Here is a 26,119-nt window from a genome sequence, read left to right as displayed (position 1 = left end):
AAGATCAGGTGCTAATAAATGCTATTGACGGCGTTATTACCATAAATCAATATGGGTAATAAAATTGATAAACCCAGCTGGTTAATGAGTGTGCCTACGGTATAGATTGTACCGAAGAGCAATACCAGATGAACAGGCGTAGTGAGTTTATCATTTCAAACCTATAACCGGAGTGACAGGTTATTCATAATTCCCTTAATTATGCAAAAAGCCGGTTAACAAGTTGTTAGCCGGCTTTTTAATTAAACAATTATTACAACATTACCAATTTTATTCAATAGTATACGAACGGTAGTTTGCCTCACAGAGCCTGAAGTACCCTAAGGCATAACTACCTGTGGTATTTTGGTTTACAAGATTCCCTCTTATATTAGCGGGAGGAGTTGAAAAAGGGTTTGATGAGGCAGTCTCTAAAATCAGGTTCATATAGTTATAAAACTGTTCTGAAATACCCCTAACCTTAATCTCCACCACAGTACCTACTTCCAGTTTTTCGTCTGAGAAATCATTTTTAATTTCCTGTCCTTCTTTATACTCATCGTCAGTGAGTTCAAAATCAGGATATATCAAAACATCGGTCACAAAATCAGTAAGGTAGAAGTTAAGTTCTTCCAGAGGGTCATCATAAAATACTGAAATTTCATATTCATCTTCGAAGAAATCATTAATTAACCTTTGCTCTACCCTATTTATTTCAGGGACCGGCATTAGGATTTCGGTAGCTTTGAAAGTTTCATCCCCAACAGTTACTGTCAGGGTATAACTTCCGCTTAGCTGTGGGATAAAGTTATTACACTCATAAGTACCGGGTTCATCTCCTTCGTTAAACATAAACAGGTTTCCTTCACTGTCTTCAATATATACCTGAGCGCCGGATACTTTTGGGGGCGTTGGATTATAGTAGTCGGCCATCCGGCTTATTTTTATGGTTTGCTCATTACCTTCAGTTCCTTTTATCCATAATATTTCGGCATCAATTACCAGCTTTGCCTCTCCTGTATTCAAGTCAACATTAACCACCTCTTCACAGGCACAAACTACCAGCAATACTAAAAGGCTTAATAACCTCACTCCTGCTCGTTTATAATTAATCATTATTCTGTTTTTCATAGTTTAAAATTTAAAGTTGTAGGACACACTTGGTATAAATCCAAAAACTGAAAGTCGCCTCGCCTCATTCAACCCTGTATCATCATTAGTTGTAAACTGCATTGAAGCAGCATTTTGCCTATTGTATAAATTATAAATACTAAATACCCAGTAGCTTTGCCATCCTTTTTTCTTATATGGCTTTGGCGTATAGGTGGCTGCAATATCCAAGTGATGGTAAGCCGGTAGCCTGTTTGCATTTCTTTCAGAATAGTTAGGGATGTTAATTCCGTTAAACTGATAATACCCATCCGGATATGTTACCGGTTTCCCTGATTGCAGGGAAAAATTTGCACTAAACGACCATTTTTTGTTCAGTTCATAATTACCCGTAACGTTCAGATTATGCAACTTATCATAAGGTGACAGATACCAGTCTCCATTTGCAATACCCGGTTCGCCGGGAGCCTGCCCAATTGTTTTTTGCTCTGCCCTCGATATTGTGTAGGCTACCCAGCCTGTTAACCTACCCGTATTTTTCCTTACCAAAACCTCAAGCCCGTATGACCTTGCCTTACCGTTAAGTATTTCCTGTTCGAGATTATTATTCCCCAGCAAATCTGCACCATCAACATAATCAATTCGGTTTTTGATTTTTTTGTAAAATGCTTCGGTTTCCAGTGAATAGGTTTTGTTTTTAAAATTCCTGAAGTAACCTATAGCAAACTGGTCAAGTATCTGCGGTTTGATAAAAGGGCCGCTTGGTGTCCATATATTCATGGGTAATGGCGACTGGCTGTTAGTTAATATATGTAAATACTGAGCCATTCGGTTATAACTTGCTTTTACAGATGCATCATCATTAAAGGCAAATGACAGTGCTGCTCTTGGCTCAAAATTGTCAAATCCTGATATTTTTTTTCCTTTACCATAAAATGTAGAACCGGTAACCGTGCCATGTTCATAAATATCAAAAACCGGATTATATATCACAGGACGGTTATTCTCATAAATATTTATTTCCTGTGCCCCAAACCTGTAGAACATACTGTAGCGCAAACCGTAACGTAAATTAATCTTATCAGATATTTTCTGTTCAATATCCAGATATGCAGAAGGCTCAAGGGCATATTTCTTATCCAACTGCTGGAAGTTAAAACTTGAGCTTTCGCCATCGGGTTTTAAAGTACCGGGATTAAAATCATAATAGGTTGTTGCGATTCCGTAATTAAGGGTAAAGGTGTCATTAAGGTAATGCTGCCAATCGTACTTAAAACCGTAGCTTTTTATGGAACTATCCCATGAAAAATTTTCAGAATCAATTGTAAGGTTAAACTTGTAATCACTGTAAAATACAGAAAGGTTAGTAGCCAAACCCTGAGAAAAGGTATGTTTCCAATTTAAATTACCCATAGTATTACCATATATACTGGAAAAACTATCTCCTATATCAAAAACATCGTTACCAAAATATCCTGAAAACTGCAGACTGTTATTTTCACTCAAATCAAAATTAAGGCGGGTATTAATATCGTAAAACATAGCCGAATTTTTATTGTCTGCCAACTTTAAAAACAAATGTGCGTAAGACGACCTACCAGCCACCATAAACGAACTTTTGCCTTTTTGTATAGGTCCTTTTACCGTTAGTCTGCTGGATATTAATCCTACGCCTCCGTTAACCCCTATACTGTCCAAGCCTCCTGTTTGCTGTTTTACATCGAGTACAGAAGATACACGTCCTCCAAATTTTGAAGGTATACCTCCTTTATACAGATCGAGACTTTTTATAGCATCGGCATTAAAAACAGAAAAGAAACCAAACATGTGCGAATCACTGTAAATAGGAGCCCCGTCCAAAAGTATAAGATTCTGGTCGGCAGCCCCGCCTCTTACATTAAAACCGGAAGACGCCTCACCTGCATTTGTAACACCGGGAAGGGTTAACAATGCCTTTAACGGATCGGATTCTCCCATTGCCATAGGAATTTGCTTAATTTCCTCTATTGAAAGACTGTTCATACTCATTTGAGGCTTCTTAACATCTACTGCCTTATTATTCTGATTAATTACTACCTCATTAAGAGTTTGTGTATCAACCTCCATATCAAAATTAATATGGGTGTTTTTAGATAACGACACTTGTTGCTCCCTTTTTTTAAACCCCAAAAAAGTGATAACCACAGTATAATTGCCTGTGGGCAACCTTAGGGAAAAATTTCCTTTTTCATCGGCTGATGTATAAATGCTTAGTCCTTTTACCTCAATACTGGCACCTATTAACGGCTGTTGGTTATCATCAAGAATAGTTCCCGATAATGTATGTTCCTGTTGCTTTTTACCAGTTCCCGTTTGTTTTACAGTGATATTATTTCCTATCAGCGAAAAATGAAAAGGCAGTTCATTATTAAGCTGTTCCAGGAGTTGTTTAACTTCTATTGTATCTTGTTTCAAACTTCTTTTAAAGTACTTGTTACCGGTATCTATTTTTTCGGTAAATGCAAACTTATAATCCGTTTGATTTTCAATCTGTTTAAACAGTTCATCAAGAGTCGAATCGGGTGATATACTTATAGAAATGTGTTGTGAGTATAAGTTAAAACTGAGCATTAAAAAGCATGATGCAAGTATATGCTTCATAAAATTTTGTATTTTTGAAATTAGATTAAAATGGATTGTAAAGGTCTGTTTTGATACCAGAAAGGATGTTTAGTTTCGCGGCTATGGCATCCTTTTCTATTTTATCTTTGTTTAAAGGTCACTTTCTTTATTTCTTCATTTATTTGCGGAGTTAGGTTATACATTTCGGCCAAAATATGTATTACATCGGTTAAATTTTCTTTTTCGTTTAATCGCAGTGTTACCTGCATATTGGTATAACTTTGGGGCATAACTACCTCATAGCCATAAGTGTCTCTTATATATTTTAATACCGATTTTAACGGTACATTATCAAAATCCTTAAATCGGTTAAAAGCTTCTACAGTAACTGCTTTTTTATTGTATATAAATTCCTCTCCCGGATAAAGTAACCAGTTATGCGAGCTGTCTTTCACTGTCATTTGTACGCTTCCTTCATATAACTTTACTGATACCGAATTCTCCTCACCTTCGGTAACCGTAAAACAGGTACCTAAAACCGTTGTAGTGGTCTCACCACAAAATACCCTGAAAGGATGTTTTTTATCTTTATGTACCTTAAAAAAAGCGGTCCCGTTAAGGTTTATTTTTCTGTTATCTGTAAAATCACTGGTATATTCCAGTTTAGCATTTGGCTGTAATTCTACTACAGAACTATCAGGGAGGTTAATAAGCTTCACTTTTGTAGTAGGGTTCTCAACTATGGTATAGGCCATATCACTTTTACCTCCAAGAGGATTATCTGACAATAAGACTCCGCTTAGTGAAAGGAACACAACTAATATCGCCGCTGCGGCATAGTACCATGGTTTTATCTTTCTCGGTTTTTTCTCAAATACCTTTGCAGAGAAGTCATTCCAGGAAGCTTCTTTCCTCTCATCAGGCTGCCGGATAGCTTCCACTTCCCAAACTTTTTTCAGTTCCTTATCAATATCTTTATCTTTCATGGTAGTGTTATAGTTTTTGACAATAAAAACCCTGCTTTACAAAAAGGGAGCATACCACCTCAGAAATTTCCCTGTTGGTTTGCACTTGCAGTATACGGTTGCTGTCCTTCAAATCAAAGCTTATAGGGCAATCAGAAATACAATGCTGCAACAGTCTTAAAAGGTAATTTGCCTGCTCTTGTGTTTCTACATTGGTCTTAAAAATCTCGAGGTTCATTTGCTTGTCATTTATCCTATAACAAACGGGAAACAAAAAGTTCCTAAGCCTCTGCGATTTTTTTTTGAATAAATTTATTAGCGAGGTAAATGTGATTGGCTATTGTTTTCTCGGAAAGCCTTGTCATCTCTGCTATTTCCTGGTACGAATAGTTATCCAGTTTGTGTAGTGTAAATATTTTTTTTTGTTGTTCAGGTAGCTGCTCCAGTAAGTATTGAAGCTGTTTTCTCCTATCCTCCATTAAAAGTAGGTCGGTATCTTCGCCTTCGGCTTCCATTTTAAGTTTTACAGGATCCAGTGGAATAACCTTATTTTCCCTGTTAAGATGATTAAGTATTATATTTTTACAGATAACAAACAACTGCTTATCAAAAAGAACATCTTCCTTTAACAGCTCTCTTTTGGTATAAAGCTGTACAAAAGTTTCCTGCACGAAATCATCGGGGGTAAGAAATTTAAATTCAAACCTCCTTGCCACCTGTATGAGTTTATCATAGTGCTTAAAATAAACTTCCTTAAAGGTTTTTTGATTTCCTTTTTTAAGATTCTTTATTAGCTTACTGTTATCCATAAAATAATATATGCGGAAAGCAATTGCTTAACATAACTCAATAATAAGAATTATAGTATAAAATAATATTATAAAACTTTTTTTGGCTACAACTACCCTGAATTAGACTACAATAAGCCTAACCTATCTGCCGACTTTTGTATTGTAATTAATTTAAAACTAAAAGATTATGACAACTCAAAAGGAAAGTAAGATATGGTTTATTACAGGTACATCCAGAGGTTTTGGCCGTGTTTGGACCGAAGCCGCACTGCAACGTGGTGATAAGGTAGCCGCTACAGCACGAAGTTTAGAGAGTATAGCCAACTTTAAAGAAAAATATGGCGATAACGTACTGACTTTACAGCTTGACGTAACCAAACCCGAACAGGTAAAAACTGCTTTGGAACAGGCTCACAGTCATTTTGGAAAACTGGATATTATTTTTAATAATGCAGGCTATTCATTAATAGGTACTATTGAGGAAGCTAACCCTGATGAAATACGACTGTTGTATGAAACCAATGTTATAGGCCCTGTTACGGTTATACAGGCTGCACTTCCATTATTACGTAAACAGGGTTATGGGCATATACTGGGAACATCAAGTAATTTGGGGCACATTAGCTACCCGGTTATAGGGTATTACTGCTCGTCCAAATGGGCTTTTGAGTCTATACATGAAAGCCTTGCTGCCGAAGTTAATCAGTTTAACATTAAAGTGACTATTATAGAACCGGGGGCTTATGCTACAGAATTTGGTAGTCAGGAATCATTAAAATTCTCTAACAGCATGGATGAATATGACGACTTTAAAAATCAGTTTATAGGCGGACTTAGAAACCTGGAACGAGGTAACCCCGATGCTACTCCAAATGCATTGTTTAAGGTAGTAGACAGTGAAAATCCTCCTTTACGTTTTTTCCTTGGTAATCAGGGACTGTCATCAGTACGTGAAGCTTATACCAACAGGCTTGCAGAATGGGAAGAATGGGAAACCGTATCAAACTCGGCACAAGGAAATTAAGAATACTCCCCCTAGAGAAATAAAACCTTGATAATTGATTTTAGATAACCGATATTTGTATTGGTATCGGTTATCTTTTTAACTACTTTTAAAAATGAAAAAAGAAGATATTCCTCATATTAAGTTCAACTCCATCTCTGAAGGGCATAAGTTTTTTGGGCTACCTGCACCTGCACACCCTTTAATAAGTGTTATCAGTAGTACAAACTCGTCTCTTGATTTTAGTAGGCCGGCAGCTAACCACATCCTTAACTTTTACAAAATATCATACAGACCAAAATTTAGTAACCGGTTAAAATACGGTCAGCACTATTATGATTTTGATCAGGGCGGACTCCTGTTTGCTTCTCCTAATCAGATTATAGGTAAGGAAGACCATGACCCTATGGATGTATCGGGTTGTTCATCGCATGTATTACTCATCCATCCTGATTTTTTATGGAATTATCCCTTAGCTAAAAAGATAAAGCAATACGGTTTCTTTTCCTATGCTACCAACGAGGCATTACACCTCTCGGAAAGTGAAAGAGATACCATGCTGTCTATCTTCAGAATGATTGACGATGAACTTAACAACCGTATTGATGATTTTAGCCAGGATGTTATCATCTCACAAATAGAGTTGCTACTTAATTACGCCAACCGTTTTTATAAACGTCAGTTTATTACCCGCAAGGCTGTAAACAATGACCTGTTACAACAGCTAGACGATTTACTGGATAATTATTTTAGCAACGATAATCCCCTAAACGAAGGGCTACCCACTGTACAATATCTTGCAGAACAGCTTAACCTATCATCAAACTATCTTAGCGATATGTTGCGCTCCCTAATAGGGCAAACAGCACAGCAGTACATTCACAGCAAGCTTATAGACAAGGCTAAGGAAATACTCTCTACAACCAACCTAACCGTTAGCGAAATTGCTTATACACTGGGTTTTGAACACCCACAATCGTTTAGCAAACTGTTTAAATCTAAAACAAACCAATCTCCTTTGGAGTTCAGGAAGTCGTTTAATTAAATAGCAATATCTTCCAGTTCTGTTTTATAGAGATCAAGACTGTTTAAAATTTCATCCCTTTGCACTTCAAAACAGTTATTATCAGTAAACAACTTACTGTAATAATCAATTCCGCTTAAAAGGTTATCCTTAAATGTCATCCATTTTTTCATTTGTTTTTCAGATGTTTCACTCTCCAATAGTAAATGTTCTTTTAGGTAGCTTACATAAAGCTGTAATTCCTTAATAAACATATTAGGTCGGTAACTGTTTTGCAAAACAGATGTATAGCCGTAAATATGCCTCACCATATCAAATAACGAAACTTCCCTGTTAAAGTAGGCCATATTTGGACCGGGGCAAATTACTACACCCTGCTCCTCGCCTTTTATATGGATGTTATTTTCTATATAGGCAGGATTAGCAAGCCCCACGCAAAGGCATGATTTTGCAACAATGGTATCCTGTTTTTGCCTGTACTCGGTTTCTGTAATGGTATCCCTGTACTGTTCCAGTTCAAAAAGTTTACGTTTTTGGTATTTTCGTGATGCCGTACAAATACCCTTTTCATCGTACTCGTTATGAAGTGCCAGTAATTTTTTCGGACACGAGCTACCCGCTTTGTTTTGCTGTACACGATTATTTTTAATACACTCGTTAGTTGTTCCCCTAACTGTATTAAAAGGTACTCCTAACGGAGATATTTCACTTTTATAAAAATCATTCTCTCCGGCTTCAATCAAAAGCTTTCGGGTAGCAGCATCGGTAGTAGTTGCCTCGGGTACCAAAAGGAACGGTGATCCCCACCCTACCGAATCGGTTTTGTAATAATCCAGTAAAAACTGATGCTCTTCGGCAGTACCAACACCTCCCTGTACCGTTATTTTTACCTCTAGGGGTTCTTTAGGAATAAAAGCCTGTTTTTGTTCCAGCTCCTTAACCCATAATTCATGTGCCGGAGATATCAGTTCCTGTTTGCGTTGTTTGAATTCCTCCATAATAGGCCCCAATAACAATCCGTTTGTGGCAAAGGCGTGCCCTCCGCAGTTAAGTCCTGATTCAATTCGGTATTCGCTTACCCATATCCCTTTTTTGGCAAGAAACTTACTTTGTATCAATGCCGACCTGAAATCACTTACCTTAAGTATAACCTTCTTCTTCAGTTTTCCCGTTTTATCAGGAAAAAAATCAGGGAATTCGGCAAGGTAATTATACAGTGAAGGATTCATACCTGCCGATAGTACTACTGCCGATTCCAACTTACTATGGGCGAAGCCCCTTAAAGCAGCATGGGCATCGTTATAGCATGAAGGCAAAGCGTTACTATCACTGTAATTGGCTTTATCAACCTTGGTCATGATATTTACATCTATTGCCCCCGGCCTGAAATGTTTGGCAAGGAAACTTCGTATCTCATTTGTTTGGTCAAACGGACTAGATGCATAGAACTGAAGTCCTTTTTTTAAATCAGATACAGTAGGCAGCATATCAACAAAGTTACTTAGTGCATTTTTACTGTTAACCAGCTCAGTACAAAAAGCATCATACTTCTGTTTAACAATTTTATCTACTGTATTCAGGTAAGCTGTTATACGTTCGGCTCTGTAGTCTGATATTTTCCTGGAGATTTCCTTATAGGGAAATTGAAATTTTTCACTGTAAAAGGCATGCATTTTTTCGATTAGCTCATCGTCTACAATAGAGATAACCGAATCAATACCAAACTGTGCCACTTTAATGGGACTGTCAATAGTATAGGCAAGCCCCATAACAGGAATATGAAAGCTATGCGGTTGTTTTATAGTTGTCATTTTGCAAATAGTTTTATCTGCAAATATTAAATATCACCGTGAAACAAAACCTGATAATTATCATACACAGCTAAATGTTTACCTAAAAAGCCCCCTATCGCTTTTTTGTTGTAAAAATTGATTGAGAATAAAGTACTTAAAAAGTATTAAACTGTAAAAATTTCAGTTTGTAAGCTATATACTGTACAGTATACCTAGCCTTTAACAGATTATATTCTGCCATAAGCAATTGGTTTTTTGAGGAGGTAAATACTATGGCTTCCACTATTCCACTACTAAATTTGGATTGTGTTGTAGTAAACGATTTTTCTGCATATTGCTTTGTGTTTTCCAGCTTCTGCACAAGTTGCTGATTTTGCTGTTGTTTTGCTTTTTCCTGCTCTATGGTTTGGCTTAGTTTGATTTTTTCCTGCTCACTTTCCACCTGCCTTTTCATATATTCAATTTTTGCCAGCTGTACATCTCGACTGGTACGCAAGCCGTTAAATATAGGTACGTTTAACTGTATGCCTATGTAATGGTTTTTATTATCGTTAAGCTGTGTCCAAAACGGGTTTACCTGTTGCCCTCCCGGCTGATTAAGCGGTAAGTAATAAAAGGACGAATAGTTATAATAGGCACTTAAAACCGGCAGGTAATTATTTTTCCTCATGGTAATTTCCTTACGGGCAACTTCTATAGCCAGTTCTCTGGATTCTATAGCCGGATAGTTTTTAAGGGCATTTTCAAAGGTGCTGCTTTCACTCTCATCAGGAAGCTCAACCTCATCGGCTTTAGCCAGTGAAATATCGTCAGGATTGGTATTCTCTACATTCATAAGCTGTAGCAGGGTAAGCTTTTGGTTATACAGTAATTGCTTTGTTTCAAGTATGTTATTTTCTTCCTGTGAATAACTCACCTGCATATCATACAAATCACTGTTTGGCCTATTACCCAACTCTACTTCCTTTTCTACTCTTTTAAGATTGAACTTTGCGTTTTCAAACTGATCTAACTGAATTTTAAGCAATTCCTGCGTATATAGCACATTAAAGTAGTTTTCCAGTATAGACAGAGAATATTCTGCCTGTGTAGCTTCCTTATCTGCCTGTGCTTTAAGTACAGCTATCTTGTTGCGCCTTGCTGTGGTAAACACATTAAAATTCAACAGATTCATACTGGCATTTAGTGAAAAATTATCCGACTGTATATTGGAACTTACCCTGTTGTTTGTAGCAGGATCAATAGTAGAACCGATACTGTAGTTATGACTTGCCGAAAAATCAACCTTGGGTAAATACTCCAGTAAAGGGCTACGATGCGTGGTTTCGGCACTTAATACCTCTAACTGACTCAACTGAAAATCAAGACTGTTTTCTTTGCCCGTTTCCAGGCATTGCTGTAATGTCCATACCTGCTGCTGGGCAAATAAGGGCATTGCTGTAGCTAAAACTAATATATATAAAAAGGATTTACCTTTCATAGCATAATTCTTTTAACGGCATGTAGGGATTGCGCTCCCTACACGCTGTTTATTATTAACTAACTTTAAAAATATTATTCGTATTTCAGGTATTTAAGTATTTCTACTCTTGTAGCGGCATAAGCTCTTATCAATACGACTGCCAGTGTTAAGGCCATAAGAGAAAGGAAGCCTGCAACAAACGGTTGCCACGAAACCTCTATCCTGTAAACAAAGTTTTCAAGCCATTTGTTAAGTAATATCCATACAGGAATTGTCGCTATAGCAAAACCTATAAGACAAAATATTACATACTGTTTGGAAAGTGCTTTGAGTAATGTACCGGTTTCTGCACCCAATGTTTTACGTATGGCTATTTCTTTCATCCTTCGTTGTATACTGTAAGACGACAACGCAAACAAACCGAATAAAGCTATAAGTATAACCACTACATTAAGTAATGAAAATACATTGCGCTGCCTTACATAATCTTCATAGGTACGGGCAAAGTTTTTATCTACAAAACCATAACCGAAAGGAAAATCGGGATCAATCTTTTCTTTCCATAGTTTCTCTATACCTGCAATAACCGACTCCATTTGTTCTGGATTGGCTTTTATATAAATCTCATGGCAGTTTTGCAGTTCCCTCTTTTTTATATTATAATGAAACAGCATCATTGGTAATATTTTATCAGCGGGGCCAAACATATGGAAGTCCTGCACCACCCCAACAACTTTAAGTTTGCTGTCATTATAATTAATAATCTTATTAACCGGGTTCGCTATATTAAGCATTTTGACTGCTGTTTCATTAAGGATAACCGAATCTATAGTATCTGAAGCAATGCGTGGTGATAAATCCCTCCCCTCAAGAAACTTAAAACTAAGTGTTTCGGGAAGACCAAAGTCCATAGCCATAAGCTGCATAGAAATTGTTTTATCCTGATAAGAAACCGTAGACTGTAATACACCTCCCCCACCTATTTTTACTGTACTGACAGATACCTGTTCAATGCCTTTTATATTCCTAAGCTGCTCTTTTGTACTTTCATATCGGTTTAACAGCTTTTCCATATACCCCTCTTCATTAAAATCAAAAGGGTTTCTGTAATATACATCTAAAACCTGAGCTCCTTTAAAGCCTAAATCTTTTGTAGTAATATATTTTATTTGCTGATGTACTATATACGAGCCTATCACAAAGAAGAAAGCCACTGCAAACTGAACTACCAGCATTCCGTTTCGTAACCATATCCCCTTTTTACTTCTGGAAAAATTTCCTTTAAGGACTTTTACAGCCTCAAACTTTGCCACATAAATAGCCGGAAATATTCCTGCCAATACTATTACAACCATAAACAGTAAAGCAAGATCAATGTAAAATTCGCTTTCATTTATAACCAGATTTTTAGCTAAAAAGCTGTTGTAATATGGCAGTGAAACCTCAACAATTACTAAAGCCAGTAAAATGGAAAACAGCGTGGTAATAACCGTTTCAAAAATGAACTGCTTAACAATATTCTTTTTTGAAGCTCCCAGTATTTTTCGTACCCCTACTTCCTTAGCTCTTTTAATAGCGTTTGCTGAAGCCAGGTTTATATAGTTTACTATTGATATTACCAAAATAAGTATGGAGAGTCCCATCATGATTAGCAATAACTGATAGTTGCCCCTACCCTCCGGCACATCTGAAACTCTGGACTTTAATCTTAAATCTTTAAGTGGCTCCAGATACACTTTTGTGCTTCCGTAACGTTTTAAATACTCTTCTTCACTAATACCCGATTCGGCAATAGATTTTTTTACTGTATTGTTGTAATATAGCGTATCTATTTGTTGTGAAACATAAGCAGCATCTTCAGGGGTTTTAAGCTTTAAAAGCAAATTGTAACCAAAAAAGCCCCATCGGTCCTGATTTTCATCAAGGTCTTTGTCTATTAAATTTATAACAGCCTCAGGCTCGTAAGACGATTTCCCGTCTATCGTATAAACACCTTTTATGGTAAATACTTTATCCATATAAGTTACCTGCTTATTGATAGGATCCTGACTACCAAAAATTCTTTTTGCAGCTGGTTCAGAGATAGCCATACTTGTAGGGCTTAAAGCTGTTTCAGCACTACCCTTTATAAATGTGAAGGGTATAAAACTGAAAAAGTTTCTTTGTGCATCGGTAATCTTATCAAGCATTGTTTTTTTACCCTCATAGATTACCACATTAGTGTTATACCATCCTTCAACATAACAATACTCATCAACCTGTGGTACAGATGCCCCTAAAGCCTTGCCAAGCGGCGCCGAACTTGAACCCCATAGCATATCTTCCCCCACATCTGACACCGTATAGAATACAACATCCTTATTAGGGTTCCATGCATTATAACTATACTCATCGTTACTGTACAATAATGCAAAAACAAGTCCTGCAATACCTAAACTTAATCCCAGTATATTAAGTGCTGTAAAAAGCTTGTTTTTCCTAATATTATACAGGTATATTTTTATCCAGTTTTTTAGCATAACTATTCGTATTTAAGGTATTTAAGTACATTAACCCTTGTTGCAGCATAAGCTCTGGATAGTACTACAACCAGTGTAAGCACCATCAGTACTATAAAGCCTATAATAAAAGGTACAAACGAAACATCTACCCTGTAAGCAAAATTTTCAAGCCACTTGTTAAGTAATATCCATGCCGGGACAGTTGCCAGAATAAAACCCGCAACACAAAACAATATATACTGTATAGAAAGTTCCTTAAGAAGTACTTTAGTCTCTGCCCCAAGAGTTTTACGTATGGCAATGTCTTTCATTTTACGCTGTATACTATAGGAAGCCAGTGCAAATAACCCAAACAGTGCTATAAGTATAACCACGCCGTTTAGGAGGGAGAACAGGTTTTTTTGATTAGTGTATTCTTGGTAACTCCTTTTATATTGTTTGTCTATAAACTCATAACTGAAAGGATACTCGGTATCTACCTTAGAAACCCAAAACTTTTCTATGTCTTCTAAAGCCGAACCCATTTCATCTGCCGATATCTTTACATATATTTTATCCAGATTATAAGTCATCCAGTCAATAGTCTTAAAGTGGAAGAATGACATTGGTGGTATTTCATTTTGTGGCCCTTCTAAATGAAAATCTTTCACAACTCCTACAACACGTAGTTGTTCACCATTCCAGTCTATGGTTTTACCAATAGGGTCTTTTTCACGCATTAGTTTCATAGCTGTTTCGTTTATCATCATTCCGTTTATGGTATCTGATGAAAACTTATCTGAAAGAGCTCTTCCCTTGGCTATTTTAATCTGCATCATCTCCAGAAAGCCAAAGTCTGCCGCCATATTCTTGGCTTGTATGCGTTGATCCTTATAAATAAACCCCGAAGAAGAACCTGCTCCCCCGCCTAAAGAGAATGCTGTTGCCGCTACAGCCTGAACTCCATTGATTTTACTTAGCTCCTGCTTAACAACAGTATAGTTATTAAACATTATAGCAGGATCATCATAATAGGGTCTTCTGTAATAAATTTCGATAACCTGATCTCCTTTAAGTCCCAAATCTTTATTACTCATATAATCTACCTGCTGATGAACAATATAAGAACCTACAATAAAAAAAGCTGCTATGGCAAACTGCAGCACCAACATACCATTACGTAACCAAACTCCGTTTTTACTTCGTCCGAAATTACCTCTCAATACTTTAAGGGTATTAAAGTTGGAAACATATATTGCCGGTAACATTCCTGCCATAATTACCACAACAAAGAATATTACTATTAGCTGAAGATAAAACTGACCGCTACTTATAACAAGTGATTTATGAAGGAATTCATTGTAATAAGGCAATGAAAGTTCTACAATAACAAGAGCCAATACAATAGCCATTATTGTAATAATTACAGTTTCAAAAATAAACTGCCTGATTATGTTTTTCTTTGTGGCTCCCAGTATTTTGCGTACACCTACCTCCTTAGCCCTTTTAATGGCATTTGCTGTAGCAAGATTTACATAATTAACTACAGAAAGCACTAATATCAATATTGACAGTCCTAACATAATGAGCATAAGCTGGTAGTTTGCCTTACCTTCGGGTGTATCTTCTACTGGAGAGTAAAGACGGCTGTTAGCCAATGATGTTAGCTGTATTTTAATAGTTCCATTCTTTTCAATATACTCCTCAAGCGAAAGTCCTTCTTCTTTAGCATAAGGCTTTGTCCTGTATTCAAAATAGATGTTTTCAACTGCTTTTCTTGCCTTATCGGCATCTTCAGGTGATTTGGTTTTAAGCATGAGCCCGAAGTTAAAATTACCCCATGAGTCCTCATTGCCTTTAAGTCTTGCCTTTTCTAACAGATTTGTAACCGCATCGGGCTCAAAAGACGATTTTCCAGGTATTTTATACACACCTCTAACAATCATTTTCCGTTTGGAGTAAAGCACTTCCTTACCTATAGGATCTTCTTTTCCAAAAAGCGATTGTGCTATTTTTTCTTCCAGTACAATACTGTTTTCATCGGGAAATGCAGTATTAATATCTCCCTTTACAAATTCAAACGGACAGAAATCAAAGAAATTCTTTTGGGTATCCAGTATATTTATCTGTTGTTTTTTCTCTCCATAGTGTACTAATTCATAATAGTACCAGTTATTGAAATAACAAAACTCCTGTATTGACGGTTCATCCTTCATGTACTTCGCCAACGGGTACACACTGTAAGGCCAAACCAAATCGTTACCCAAATCGGTCGCAACGGTAAACACAGTATCTTTTTCAGGATTCCACTGGTTATAACTGTGCTCATCATTCCAGTACAATATGGCAAATATAAGTGCAGCTATACCAATGCTTAACCCAAGCGTGTTAAGGGCTGTAAAGAATTTATTATTCTTCGCATTGTATAAAAATATTTTAAGCCAGTTTTTTAACATGGTGATTGGTTTTAATTGATTTTGACTGATGATTGACTCCTTTTGTTCTTAGTTTGATATAAGAACATCCACATTCCTGTTATTCAGTTTCTCTTTAAGTATCATACCATCTTTCATGTAGATTGTTTTTTGGGAGAACGAAGCATCATACTCAGAGTGGGTAACCATAAGTATTGTTGCTCCGTTAGCGTGTAAATCGGTTAACAGTTCCATTACTTCGTTACCGTTTTTACTGTCCAGATTACCTGTAGGCTCATCGGCAAGAATTATTTTAGGATTATTTACCAGCGCCCTTGCTACGGCAGCTCTTTGCTGCTGCCCTCCCGATAACTGTTGCGGATAATGCTTTAGCCTGTGTGAAATACCTAAACGCTCGGCAATCGCCTCAACTCTTTTTTTCCTTTCACCCGACGGAACATTATTGTAAATAAGCGGAAGCTCAATATTATCGTAAACCGAAAGCTCGTCTATCAAATTGAAATTTTGGAATACAAAACCTATGTTTTCCTTTCTTACTTTAGCCTTTTCACTTTCGCTAAGTCCGTTTATTTCCCTGTCCAGCAGTTTGTAACTTCCGCCCGATGCGCTGTCTAACAGTCCCACTATATTAAGTAGTGTTGACTTACCACAGCCCGATGCCCCCATAATGGTAACAAACTCGCCCTTTTTAACTTCAATAGATATATCGTTTAATGCTTTTGTTTCAACTTCTTCAGTTCTGAATACTTTTGAAAGGTTTTCTATTTTGATCATGATTGTATTTTTTGTTGGTTATTTATTTCTACTAAAACTGTCTTGCGCATATTGTACCCATTCAGACTGGGGGATTTCATTATCCAGATAATAATCAGGTAAGATACCTTTACCATCAATTGCCATATCAGGTATTCGATAACTTTTAGACAGGCAGTACCCCAGCTTTAAATCTCCTAAAGGAGATATCGCATAATACATATTTGAGATATCCAGTACACCTGCTGTAGTTGTACCAAACAGTTTGGTTTTACTACTTTGTTTTGCGGCCAGCAAAAACTGTTCGCTTGTACTGCCATTGCCTTTATTTATTAGTATTCCTACATTTTTAGGATAACTGTATACAGTATCAAGTTCCTGTATATAGACCTTTTTATCGCCAAGATTTACAAATTTGCCAAGGTTATCATTAAGTACTTTTAAAGATTTCTGTAGTTCTTTTTTATCTTCTTTTGTTAAATCAGGATTATCCATATAACTTTCCATACGCTTGTTATTAAGTGGTGTGGAAAGTAACTCCATACCAACAATACGAATTGGGTTAGTATATAAATAGGGGATGATTTCACTGTAGCTGCCATCAGATCCTCCTCCGTTATTTCGTATATCTATTATAAGGTTTGCGGTCGATATGATTTTATTGTGATTAGCAGCTATCAAACTATCTATCTCCCTTTTAAAACTATGCGAAAAAGAAGGTATACGCAGCACTATGGTAGAGTCAGAATATTGTTGTACTAAAGGCTTGTCAGCCTTAATAAGCTCCAGGTAACTTTTTATTTGTTTAGTATCTTTAAACCTGGGGGTTTCCCTTTCAAGAAAAATACCGTCAAACTGTAAAGTATTCTCCCCTAACTGTATAATATCATTAAGCTTATATCCGTTATAATTTCTCAAATAAAAAGTACCTTCATATTTATTAGGTTTAGTGACATCCAACTTAAACTTCACCTCATACTTTTGCCATGGAGTATTCCCTCCGTCAAGTATAAAACCGGTATATCCTGATTTTGTTTTAATAACACCTATTTTATAAGGATCTGTTTTCCAAATTCCCTCAAAAGGTTCAAGTTTTCCTTTAGAAAGGTATTTATTAAACTCTTCTTCAGTAATAGGATACTTTTCCCAGTTCTCATTATTATTTATAGTTGTCTCTGTCACTTCATTACTGTTTTGAATTATATCAATATAAAAATGTCCTTTTCTGAAAAAAGTCAACCAGTCATAAATAGCATCTGCACATTCACCCAGGTCTGTTATTTCTTTTACTTTACTTTCATAAAGTTCGTTATGCTTTTTATAAGCCTCTTCTCCTTTAATGCTTAAGGCATAATGAAATCCTGCATCATTTTCTTCAAAAGTCTTTTTTACCCATTTAAAATTTTCTTCACAGTTACAGTTCTGCGCAAAAGCACCTGAATATGATACAATTACAACTAAAAAGCTAAACAAAATTTGTTTCATAAGTTAATTGATTGGTTGATTAATTTTTATTTTGATGATGACTGCCCCCCCCCCCCGTTCTATATTTGTAAGTTTATTCCAAATTTAAAATTTCCACATCAGTATAATCGGCATAGCTTGATGTTATTACCCTGTCGCCTTCCTTAAGACCTCCCAGTACTTCATGATAAACCGGGTTTTCCCTTCCCAGCTTTATTTCACGTCTTTCCGCCTTGTCTCCGTTTACAACAAATATCCATTTGCCCGAGGTTTCCTCAGTAAACCTCCCCTTAGACAACACCATTGTTTTTTCTTTTTCAGAAAGCATAAGTCTAACTCCAAAGCTTAATCCCTGCTGTAGTTTCAGTTGCTTATCAGAGGCGAAATTGAGCTCTACTATAAAGCGTCCGTTAATAATTTCGGGGATTACCTTGGTTACTACCACATCTATCATTTCACCTTTGTGGTCAATTTTTCCTTTTTGGTTTACCGTTACCCTTTGCAGGTAAAACTCATCTACCTCGGCTACCAGTTTATAACCGTTCATTACATCTATCTTACCTATGTTGTCACCGCTTTGATAGTTTTTACCAAGTACCGGCTCAAAAGAGGTAAGGCGCCCCGCAAGCGGAGCTGTTACCAAAAAGTGTTTTTTGTTCTCCCTTAAAATATCAAGACTTTTATACATAATAGCCTGCGATTGCGAAATTTGAGCTATCTGTATCTGGTTGGCCTGTTTTTCCTTTTGTATACTTTGCTGTATTATATTTTTGCGCTCCTTTTGAAACCTGAAGTTTTCCTGTGTTTTCTCCCATTCATTTTTAGAAAGTATCTCTTCATTGTAAAGCTTTTCATGCAGGTCATACTGATTTTTGGCATCCTGAAAATCGTGATCTATCGCTATAAGGTCTTTTGCCATACTAAGTTCCTGATTGCGCAGGTCCAGTTTTGCTTTGCTAAGGTTATTGATCTGTTCTATTATTGAGGTTTCCTGTGTAACATAGTTCAGTTCGGTGTTAGGGTTGTAAAGCCTTGCAAGCGGCTCACCTTTTTCTACCATATCGCCGTTCTCAACAAATATTTCCTGTACAGCACCTCCTTCAATCACATTAAGGAGCATGGAGTTTAGCGGTTCAACCTTAGCCTGAAAAACAATAAAGTCCTCAAAATAGTCTTTCTCTACGGTTTTAATGGTTATCTCACTTTTGGTTACCGTAAGGCTCCTTTTCTTGGTTATGGCAGAATACACAAAATATCCCAATAGTAAAAAAGCCGGAACTGCTAATAGCAGATATTTATTTTTTTTATTTTTACGGTTAATGATGGTGTCCATGTTTAAGTTTGTTTGGCATATATAAGTACAATTTCGTGCCACACATTAAAACTTCACAACCAACTATAAACCAGCTAAATAAAAAAACCTCAATAAACAAAACTGTCCGATATCGAACAGTATTTGTCCGAAACCGCACAACCAATGAAAAAAACGCAGGCCAATATCTTAGTTATTGATGATAAGGAAGACATACTTTTTGCCGCAAAAATGGTTTTAAAAAAACATTTTGAACAGATTTTTACACTAAACGACCCTAAAAAGGCTGTTAAGGTGCTCGCAGAAAATCAAATTGATGTGGTGCTTTTGGACATGAATTACCGCATAGGTTTTGAAGACGGACGCGAAGGCATATACCTGCTAAAGGAAATAAAAACCTTCTCACCCAAAACAATTATGATACTCATGACAGCCTTTGGGAAAGTAGAAACCGCTGTTGAAGGACTAAAACTGGGGGCTTTTGATTATTTATTAAAGCCCTGGGATAACAACAAGCTGGTTGAGGTTGTGAAAGCTGCCGTTACCGAAAGTCGTAAAGAAAGAAAACAGGAAGCAGTAAAAACCGATAAAGACAACTTTTTTATAGGAGAATCAGTCAGTATAAAGAGAGCTTATTCACTCGCTGACAAGGTTGCCAAAACCGATGCAAACGTTTTGATACTGGGAGAAAACGGTACCGGTAAATATGTTATGGCAAACCATATACACCAAAAATCGCCAAGAGCCACAAAACCTTTTATACATGTGGATCTGGGTGCCCTTAACGAAAATATATTTGAAAGTGAATTGTTTGGTTACGCCAAAGGAGCCTTTACCGATGCCAAAACCGATACTCCAGGTCGGTTTGAAATGGCTCACAATGGTACCATATTTCTTGATGAAATTGGGAATATTCCGTTACACCTGCAGTCAAAACTATTACAGGTTATACAAACCAAACAGGTTACAAGGCTTGGAGAAGCAAAACCCCGTACTGTAGACGTTAGGATTATTACTGCTACTAATGCCGACCTGAAAGAGGAAGTAGCCTCAAAACAGTTTAGGGAAGATTTATACTACCGTATCAATACTATGGAAATAGTATTACCTCCGCTAAGAGAGCGCAGTGAAGACCTGATTGATCTGGCTTCGTTCCTGCTAAATAAAATGGAAACCAAGTATGACAGGACAAACCTTAGTTTCTCCAAAATGGCTTTGGAACAAATTGAAAAACATGCCTGGAACGGTAACATCAGGGAAATGGAAAACCGTATAGAGCGTGCCGTTATTTTATGTGAGGAAAATGAAATCACAGTTACCGACCTCGATTTAGAGGATGTAACAGAAGTTGATGGCATACAGGAAACTCAATTATCTGACATGGAGAAAACAGCTATAGAACGTGCCCTGCAAAAGCACAATAACAACATTAGCAAAACTGCCGAGGAACTGGGACTCTCAAGAGCTGCTTTGTACCGCAGGATGGATAAATATGAATTGGGAAAAAAATAAGCTATGAAATCACTAAAACTTTATCAGCTATTTTTTCTTCGCCTAATCTTTATAATGATTTCAGGCGGACTTGGAGTTTATGCCCTTGCTAAAAATCTTCCCTATTCGGCTATATTCTGTATGATAGTTTGTGTACTGCTAATAGCAGAACTGTTTTACTTTATCAGAAACACCTACCTGTTTTACGATAAAACTATTACAGCCATACTTAGCGACGACTTCTCGGCCGATTTTTCAAGACACAGTGATTTTGAAAACTATAAAAATCTGTTTAAGCTTTACGACACCCTTAAGGCTAGACAGCATGAACAACTTACAAAAGATTTGGTATATCGTTCTATTCTAAACAATATTGAAACCGGAGTAATCATACTCAACAAAACCAATGAAGAATGGGATGTATTCCTTATGAATGATTATTTTTCAGAACATTTCCAAACGCCAAGGGTATCCCACTGGAAGTATCTAAAAAAACAACTCCCGGCATTATGTTCTATTATCGAGGAAAAAAAGTTTGAGGATTTCAGGGTATCAGCACAAATACGTATGGACGATGAGGAAAGTCAAACCTATATGCTGCAAACCTCTAAGTCGGTTACTTTTGGACAGGAGTACTATATTATCCTTTTAGACTCTATTCAAAAAGTAGTAGCCAAAAAGGAGAAAGATGCCTGGATTAACCTGATGAAGGTTATTTCTCATGAGCTAATGAATTCCATTACACCTATACGTTCGCTAACCCAAAACCTTAATGAACTGGCACAACAGGAAACGCTTTCTGAAGAAGATATGAATGATATAAGAGAGAGTGTAAACACCATGATACACCGTAGTGACCACCTGCAAAACTTTATAGAAAGTTACAGAAAATTAGCCATGCTACCTTCTCCTAACAAAGAGAGGACAGAACTCACTAAGCTTATAAACGATACCCTTTTGGTAATGACGCCCCTACTAAAAAAAGCAGGTATTACCATTAATAATGAAATTACCGAATCCTGCTGGCTAATGGCCGATACCAACCAACTTGAACAGGTATTTATCAATTTGCTTACCAATAGTATGTATGCGTTGGAAAACAGGAAAAATAAAATAATAACCCTCACCGCCGAAGTAAGGCAGGAACGCACTTTTATTACCATATCTGACAACGGACTGGGGGTAGACAAGGAAATTGAAGACAAAATATTCCTTCCCTTTTTTACTACCCGTAAAGATGGTGCAGGTATAGGGCTAACATTATCAAAAAATATTATTGATGCCCACGGGGGGTATCTGAATTACAAGAGCAGTAACGAAGGAAGCTCCTTCACTATTTGTCTTATCTAACATTATTTTACACATGCAAAGACATCTGAAAAAAATAATGACCTGTATTCCCGTTGCCCTATTGTTATTTATAGCTTGTGGAAAAGGCAATAATGACTCTGAAAAACCTTTGCGGTACATTGCAGAAAACGGAAAACTCAAAGGTATTTTAGACCTTAATATTGTGGGTACAGAATTTTATGGAAGATATGAGATTATAAATGGTGTAAACGGTTCGGACATCGGGCAGGTTAGAGGAAAAATTAAAGGTGATACCCTCATTGGGAACTACTACTATAAGCCATGGGCAGGAACAAATAAAAAAAGAATACCCATAGCCCTTTTAAAAAAGGATGGCTATTTACTGGAAGGCAAAGGTGTTGTGGTAGAATTTGTCAATATTCCGCATTTTAGTCCTGATATACCCTTAGATTTCAGTAACCCAAGGTTTATATTTATCCTCGTAACAGATACAATTTCTCATCAAAAATAAACCCGGCCATGAGTAATCATAAACCGGGTTTTATATATGCTTTCGTTATTTTATAAAAATATCAGGAAAACTTATCGAATCCATTCCCCATATAAAGGGAAGTAGGAAGTAAACCATAAAGGTTATTATAAGTATTGAAATGATATTCATTACAATTCCGCTTTTTACCATATCGGATATCCGTAAATAACCAGATCCAAATACTATGGCATTAGGTGGTGTGGCGACAGGAAGCATAAATGCACACGATGCTGCCAGCGTGACCCCGGTCATTATAAGGTAAGGATGTACATCAAGAGAAAGAGCCATAGGTGCCAATACCGGTAAAATAATAGCCGTAGTTGCCATATTTGAGGTAACCTCAGTCAGGAAATTCACAAGGGTAACCAATATAAGTATCAATAGCCACAGATTAACATTTTCCATACCCGTCATGCGTTCGGCCACCCATTCTGCAAGTCCTGTACTCGAAAATCCTTCTGCCAATGCCATGCCTCCACCAAAAAGCAATATGATACCCCAAGGTAGTTTAACAGTATCCTCCCATGTCAACAGGGCTTTTTTATTTTTTCCTGACGGAATAATGAACAGCAATATGGCAGCCGTCATCGCTATAATAGTGTCATCTATTGTAGGGATAAACTTTTGAATTAATCCTCTGAAAATCCATGCACAGGCTGTTAGTATGAAAACCACAGAAACACGTTTTTCCTCAAAGCTCATTTTTCCCAGCTTATTATAAATTCTGTCTATCTCTTCCCTTCCTCCGGGAAACTGAACCGATTTGAATTTAAAGGAATAAGCCGTCAGGTATCTCCAACATAGCACAAGCAATAGTATGGAAATAGGAAGTCCAAACTTCATCCACTGGAAGAAACCTATTTTTACATGATATATTTTTTCCAGAACCCCTGCCAGTACAAGGTTAGGCGGTGTACCAATTAAAGTGGCTATACCTCCTATCGAAGCACTATAAGCTATGCCCAACATTAAAGCCTTACCGAAGTAATCACCCATTTTACTACCGGGTGAACCATCCTTAAACTGTTTTACTACTGCCATACCTATAGGCAACATCATTACTGAGGTCGCCGTGTTGGATATCCACATGGATAAAAAAGCAGTTTCAATCATAAAGCCCAGTATAATTTGAGACAGCTTCCCTCCTACATATCGTATAATAGTGAGTGCAATACGCTGATGCAAATTCCAGCGTTCTATGGCTATAGCAAGTATAAAACCACCCAGATAAAGAAAGATGTATTTATGTCCGTAACTGGTAGTGGTAGACTGAAGGTCCAGTACACCAAACAACGGAAAAAGTACTATGGGTAATAATGCTGTGGCTGCAATTGGAATAGCTTCGGTAATCCACCAAAATGCCATCCAAAGCGTAATACATGCTACATGATAGGCACCTGCATTTAAAGATTGAGGAGGCCCAAGTATTTCCAGAAAAATAAAAAGAAGCGGTCCCATAATTTTGAAAACCATCTTCTTTTCAGAGCCTGATCTAAATAATTTCATAAAGTAAAGTTATCTTTTTCTATTAAAATGAAAAAGGTAAAGATATTTACTTAGAGACTTAAAAAAATAATCCGAGTAAGAAATTTTTAAACGGCTTATGCTACAGGAATAAAATACTTAAAGACAGGAGTATATAAAAAACCTGACCTTTAGTCTAAAAATAAGCATCTGTAACTTTTGTTACTGCACACACTGATAACAGATTATACTTTTACACTACAATAACAAAAAACAACAATCATGAAAATCGAACAAATTTATACAGGATGCTTAGCACAGGGAGCTTATTATATTGAAAATAACGGCGAAGCCGCTATTATAGACCCGTTACGTGAAGTACAGCCTTATATCACTAAAGCCGATAAGGATAATGCAAAAGTTAGATACGTGTTGGAAACCCATTTCCATGCCGATTTTGTTAGCGGTCATTTGGATCTTGCTAAAAAAACCGGAGCGACTATTGTTTTCGGGCCAACTGCCAAGCCTAATTTTGACGCTCATGTAGCAAAAGACGGTGAAATATTAACTCTTGGTAATATCACCATACAGGTAATACATACACCGGGGCATACTATGGAGAGTACCTGCTACCTGCTTAAAGACGAGAGCGGAAAAGATGCTGCCTTGTTTACGGGTGATACACTATTTATTGGCGATGTAGGCCGTCCTGACCTTGCACAAAAAGTGGTTGCCGAATTAACTCAGGATAAGCTTGCTTCTCATTTGTATGATTCCTTACATAATAAAATACTTCCGCTAGCTGATGATATTATTGTTTATCCGGCTCATGGTGCGGGTTCGGCTTGTGGTAAGAATATGAGTAAGGAAACAACCGATACTCTTGGCAATCAAAAACGTACTAACTATGCCCTTCAGCCTATGAGCAGGGAAACCTTTATTGAAAAGGTACTTGACGGACTTATGCCGCCACCTGCATATTTTCCTGAAAATGTTTTGATGAATATAAAAGGATACGAAAGTATTGACAATGTGCTAAGCAAAGGTTTACAGGCTCTCTCGCCTGCTGCGTTTGAAGCTGCTGCCAATGAGACCGGAGCCATTATACTGGATACAAGGGAGCCTCAGGTTTTTGCAAAAGGATTTATCCCCAATAGTATTAATATTGGTATTGATGGTAACTTTGCTCCTTGGGTAGGTGCATTGATACCCGACATTAAACAACCTTTACTCATCGTTGCAGATAAAGGTCGTGAAGAGGAAGTAGTTACCCGCCTTGCCCGTGTAGGTTATGATAGTGCTATTGGTTACCTCGACGGAGGAATTGAAGCATGGAATAATGCCGGGCACGAAGCCGATAGTATCATATCCATTACTACAGATGAACTTGCTACTATACTTAAAAAAGATTCTAACACAAATATCCTTGATGTAAGGAAAGCCAGTGAGCACTACTCTGAGCGTATTATTGATTCAGAAAACATCGCTTTGGATTACATTAATGACCATATCGCGGATGTTAGCAAAAACAAAACTTACTATGTACATTGTGCCGGCGGTTACCGTTCCATGATATTTATTTCTATACTTAAAGCCAGAGGCTTTGACAACCTAATAGATGTTAAAGGCGGATTTAAAGCTATTAAAGAATCGGGTAAATTCAATATAAGTGATTATGTTTGCCCTACAACAATGCTGTAAATAATAAATAATGAATACCATTTTTAAGAACTGGACCTTATTAAGAATCGTAAAAATGATTATGGGGATATTGGTATTGTACCAATCCATAATAATGGGATCTGCCATGCTTATAGGATTGAGTATCTTACTTTGCCTGATTGTTCTGTTGAATGCAGGATGCAATTCGGGTTCATGCCCTACTCATTACAGCAGCAGTAAAAGAAGAAACAGTAAACGATAAATTTCTTTTCATACATTAGCTTATATAGCAAAACCGCTTATTGTATATATACAATAAGCGGTTTTGAATTTCAATATTTAACTGCTATCTCTTCAGTGAGAAGTGAGCTTTGAACTCTTTCTCTACAGGTTCTCCGTTTACAAGTTCGCGGTAGGTTACACTAAACCAGTAGTCCGTAGCAGGTAAAGGGTTACCGTTGTAAGTTCCGTCCCAACCCTGACTATC

The 26,119-nt window shown here is 37.0% G+C and carries 20 protein-coding genes; 7 read left to right on the top strand and 13 right to left on the bottom strand.

Annotated elements, in window-relative coordinates; translation table 11 throughout:
• Nucleotides 1-270: 270 nt before the first annotated feature.
• The 4 genes from ABS768_RS17025 to ABS768_RS17010 all read right to left on the bottom strand — a co-directional run bounded on the left by ABS768_RS17025 (nucleotide 271) and on the right by ABS768_RS17010 (nucleotide 5,464).
• Nucleotides 271-1,110 carry a DUF4249 domain-containing protein gene (locus ABS768_RS17025; protein WP_408076159.1) on the bottom strand — a complete coding sequence of 280 codons (840 nt, stop codon included), beginning with the start codon at nucleotides 1,108-1,110 and terminating at the stop codon, nucleotides 271-273.
• Between the two features lie 3 nt (nucleotides 1,111-1,113).
• Nucleotides 1,114-3,729, bottom strand: coding sequence for a TonB-dependent receptor (locus tag ABS768_RS17020; protein WP_408076158.1), 2,616 nt, complete (start codon nucleotides 3,727-3,729; stop codon nucleotides 1,114-1,116).
• A 101-nt stretch (nucleotides 3,730-3,830) separates the two neighbouring features.
• Nucleotides 3,831-4,676 carry a FecR family protein gene (locus tag ABS768_RS17015; protein WP_408076157.1) on the bottom strand — a complete coding sequence of 282 codons (846 nt, stop codon included), beginning with the start codon at nucleotides 4,674-4,676 and terminating at the stop codon, nucleotides 3,831-3,833.
• Nucleotides 4,677-4,936: 260 nt separating this feature from the next.
• Nucleotides 4,937-5,464, bottom strand: coding sequence for an RNA polymerase sigma factor (locus tag ABS768_RS17010; RefSeq protein WP_408076156.1), 528 nt, complete (start codon nucleotides 5,462-5,464; stop codon nucleotides 4,937-4,939).
• Nucleotides 5,465-5,633: 169 nt separating this feature from the next.
• Between ABS768_RS17010 and ABS768_RS17005 the strand changes: the two genes are divergently transcribed.
• Nucleotides 5,634-6,470, top strand: a complete 837-nt coding sequence (locus ABS768_RS17005) for an SDR family NAD(P)-dependent oxidoreductase (RefSeq protein WP_408076155.1) — start codon at nucleotides 5,634-5,636, stop codon at nucleotides 6,468-6,470.
• 94 nt (nucleotides 6,471-6,564) lie between these two features.
• A complete protein-coding gene (locus ABS768_RS17000) occupies nucleotides 6,565-7,494 on the top strand; it encodes a helix-turn-helix domain-containing protein (protein ID WP_408076154.1) in 930 nt (309 codons plus the stop codon).
• Here ABS768_RS17000 and ABS768_RS16995 read toward each other — a convergent pair.
• The 7 genes from ABS768_RS16995 to ABS768_RS16965 all read right to left on the bottom strand — a co-directional run bounded on the left by ABS768_RS16995 (nucleotide 7,491) and on the right by ABS768_RS16965 (nucleotide 19,193).
• Nucleotides 7,491-9,284: a hypothetical protein gene (locus tag ABS768_RS16995; RefSeq protein WP_408076153.1), complete on the bottom strand. Its 1,794-nt coding sequence runs from the start codon at nucleotides 9,282-9,284 to the stop codon at nucleotides 7,491-7,493. The two genes, ABS768_RS17000 and ABS768_RS16995, sit on opposite strands and share 4 nt — an antisense overlap.
• 136 nt (nucleotides 9,285-9,420) lie before the next feature.
• Complete coding sequence (locus ABS768_RS16990) at nucleotides 9,421-10,746, bottom strand: TolC family protein (protein WP_408076152.1); 1,326 nt, start codon at nucleotides 10,744-10,746, stop codon at nucleotides 9,421-9,423.
• A gap of 74 nt (nucleotides 10,747-10,820) precedes the next feature.
• Nucleotides 10,821-13,247, bottom strand: a complete 2,427-nt coding sequence (locus ABS768_RS16985; RefSeq protein WP_408076151.1) for an ABC transporter permease — start codon at nucleotides 13,245-13,247, stop codon at nucleotides 10,821-10,823.
• Between the two features lie 2 nt (nucleotides 13,248-13,249).
• A complete protein-coding gene (locus tag ABS768_RS16980) occupies nucleotides 13,250-15,664 on the bottom strand; it encodes an ABC transporter permease (protein WP_408076150.1) in 2,415 nt (804 codons plus the stop codon).
• 48 nt (nucleotides 15,665-15,712) lie between these two features.
• Nucleotides 15,713-16,417, bottom strand: coding sequence for an ABC transporter ATP-binding protein (locus ABS768_RS16975; RefSeq protein ID WP_408076149.1), 705 nt, complete (start codon nucleotides 16,415-16,417; stop codon nucleotides 15,713-15,715).
• Nucleotides 16,418-16,435: 18 nt separating this feature from the next.
• Entirely contained in the window at nucleotides 16,436-17,881 is a 1,446-nt protein-coding gene (locus ABS768_RS16970) for a S41 family peptidase (protein ID WP_408076148.1), read from the bottom strand.
• A 73-nt stretch (nucleotides 17,882-17,954) separates the two neighbouring features.
• Nucleotides 17,955-19,193: an efflux RND transporter periplasmic adaptor subunit gene (locus ABS768_RS16965; RefSeq protein WP_408076147.1), complete on the bottom strand. Its 1,239-nt coding sequence runs from the start codon at nucleotides 19,191-19,193 to the stop codon at nucleotides 17,955-17,957.
• 144 nt (nucleotides 19,194-19,337) lie between these two features.
• Between ABS768_RS16965 and ABS768_RS16960 the strand changes: the two genes are divergently transcribed.
• The 3 genes from ABS768_RS16960 to ABS768_RS16950 are packed head-to-tail and all read left to right on the top strand — an operon-like array spanning nucleotide 19,338 to nucleotide 22,485.
• The gene (locus ABS768_RS16960) at nucleotides 19,338-20,684 is read left to right on the top strand and encodes a sigma-54-dependent transcriptional regulator (protein WP_408076146.1); all 1,347 of its coding nucleotides are present in this window, start codon (nucleotides 19,338-19,340) and stop codon (nucleotides 20,682-20,684) included.
• 3 nt (nucleotides 20,685-20,687) lie between these two features.
• Nucleotides 20,688-22,013 (top strand): sensor histidine kinase, encoded by a 1,326-nt coding sequence (locus ABS768_RS16955; protein WP_408076145.1) that lies wholly within the window; start codon nucleotides 20,688-20,690, stop codon nucleotides 22,011-22,013.
• A gap of 13 nt (nucleotides 22,014-22,026) precedes the next feature.
• A complete protein-coding gene (locus ABS768_RS16950) occupies nucleotides 22,027-22,485 on the top strand; it encodes a hypothetical protein (RefSeq protein WP_408076144.1) in 459 nt (152 codons plus the stop codon).
• A 45-nt stretch (nucleotides 22,486-22,530) separates the two neighbouring features.
• Here the strand turns inward: ABS768_RS16950 and ABS768_RS16945 are convergent, their stop codons facing one another.
• Nucleotides 22,531-24,012: an SLC13 family permease gene (locus tag ABS768_RS16945; RefSeq protein ID WP_408076143.1), complete on the bottom strand. Its 1,482-nt coding sequence runs from the start codon at nucleotides 24,010-24,012 to the stop codon at nucleotides 22,531-22,533.
• Nucleotides 24,013-24,252: 240 nt separating this feature from the next.
• On the opposite strand from ABS768_RS16945, the gene ABS768_RS16940 reads away from it, so the two are divergent.
• Nucleotides 24,253-25,671 (top strand): MBL fold metallo-hydrolase, encoded by a 1,419-nt coding sequence (locus tag ABS768_RS16940; protein WP_408076142.1) that lies wholly within the window; start codon nucleotides 24,253-24,255, stop codon nucleotides 25,669-25,671.
• 10 nt (nucleotides 25,672-25,681) lie between these two features.
• Nucleotides 25,682-25,894, top strand: a complete 213-nt coding sequence (locus tag ABS768_RS16935; RefSeq protein WP_408076141.1) for a hypothetical protein — start codon at nucleotides 25,682-25,684, stop codon at nucleotides 25,892-25,894.
• Between the two features lie 84 nt (nucleotides 25,895-25,978).
• Here the strand turns inward: ABS768_RS16935 and ABS768_RS16930 are convergent.
• On the bottom strand, nucleotides 25,979-26,119 hold a 141-nt coding region (locus tag ABS768_RS16930; protein ID WP_408076200.1), incomplete at its 5' end, for a T9SS type B sorting domain-containing protein.

This window comes from Flavobacterium rhizophilum (genome assembly GCF_046000485.1).
Lineage (GTDB): Bacteria > Bacteroidota > Bacteroidia > Flavobacteriales > Flavobacteriaceae > Flavobacterium > Flavobacterium rhizophilum.
The sequence above is the reverse complement of the archived record's forward strand: the minus strand, read 5'-3'. Positions and strand labels throughout refer to the sequence as shown.

Excerpts from the sequence above, each read along its gene's own strand:
- ABS768_RS17025 (WP_408076159.1), bottom strand. The coding sequence starts at position 1,110 with ATGAAAAACAGAATAATGATTAATTATAAACGAGCAGGAGTGAGGTTA.
- ABS768_RS17020 (WP_408076158.1), bottom strand. The coding sequence starts at position 3,729 with ATGAAGCATATACTTGCATCATGCTTTTTAATGCTCAGTTTTAACTTA.
- ABS768_RS17015 (WP_408076157.1), bottom strand. The coding sequence starts at position 4,676 with ATGAAAGATAAAGATATTGATAAGGAACTGAAAAAAGTTTGGGAAGTG.
- ABS768_RS17010 (WP_408076156.1), bottom strand. The coding sequence starts at position 5,464 with ATGGATAACAGTAAGCTAATAAAGAATCTTAAAAAAGGAAATCAAAAA.
- ABS768_RS17005 (WP_408076155.1), top strand. The coding sequence starts at position 5,634 with ATGACAACTCAAAAGGAAAGTAAGATATGGTTTATTACAGGTACATCC.
- ABS768_RS17000 (WP_408076154.1), top strand. The coding sequence starts at position 6,565 with ATGAAAAAAGAAGATATTCCTCATATTAAGTTCAACTCCATCTCTGAA.
- ABS768_RS16995 (WP_408076153.1), bottom strand. The coding sequence starts at position 9,284 with ATGACAACTATAAAACAACCGCATAGCTTTCATATTCCTGTTATGGGG.
- ABS768_RS16990 (WP_408076152.1), bottom strand. The coding sequence starts at position 10,746 with ATGAAAGGTAAATCCTTTTTATATATATTAGTTTTAGCTACAGCAATG.
- ABS768_RS16985 (WP_408076151.1), bottom strand. The coding sequence starts at position 13,247 with ATGCTAAAAAACTGGATAAAAATATACCTGTATAATATTAGGAAAAAC.
- ABS768_RS16980 (WP_408076150.1), bottom strand. The coding sequence starts at position 15,664 with ATGTTAAAAAACTGGCTTAAAATATTTTTATACAATGCGAAGAATAAT.
- ABS768_RS16975 (WP_408076149.1), bottom strand. The coding sequence starts at position 16,417 with ATGATCAAAATAGAAAACCTTTCAAAAGTATTCAGAACTGAAGAAGTT.
- ABS768_RS16970 (WP_408076148.1), bottom strand. The coding sequence starts at position 17,881 with ATGAAACAAATTTTGTTTAGCTTTTTAGTTGTAATTGTATCATATTCA.
- ABS768_RS16965 (WP_408076147.1), bottom strand. The coding sequence starts at position 19,193 with ATGGACACCATCATTAACCGTAAAAATAAAAAAAATAAATATCTGCTA.
- ABS768_RS16960 (WP_408076146.1), top strand. The coding sequence starts at position 19,338 with ATGAAAAAAACGCAGGCCAATATCTTAGTTATTGATGATAAGGAAGAC.
- ABS768_RS16955 (WP_408076145.1), top strand. The coding sequence starts at position 20,688 with ATGAAATCACTAAAACTTTATCAGCTATTTTTTCTTCGCCTAATCTTT.
- ABS768_RS16950 (WP_408076144.1), top strand. The coding sequence starts at position 22,027 with ATGCAAAGACATCTGAAAAAAATAATGACCTGTATTCCCGTTGCCCTA.
- ABS768_RS16945 (WP_408076143.1), bottom strand. The coding sequence starts at position 24,012 with ATGAAATTATTTAGATCAGGCTCTGAAAAGAAGATGGTTTTCAAAATT.
- ABS768_RS16940 (WP_408076142.1), top strand. The coding sequence starts at position 24,253 with ATGAAAATCGAACAAATTTATACAGGATGCTTAGCACAGGGAGCTTAT.
- ABS768_RS16935 (WP_408076141.1), top strand. The coding sequence starts at position 25,682 with ATGAATACCATTTTTAAGAACTGGACCTTATTAAGAATCGTAAAAATG.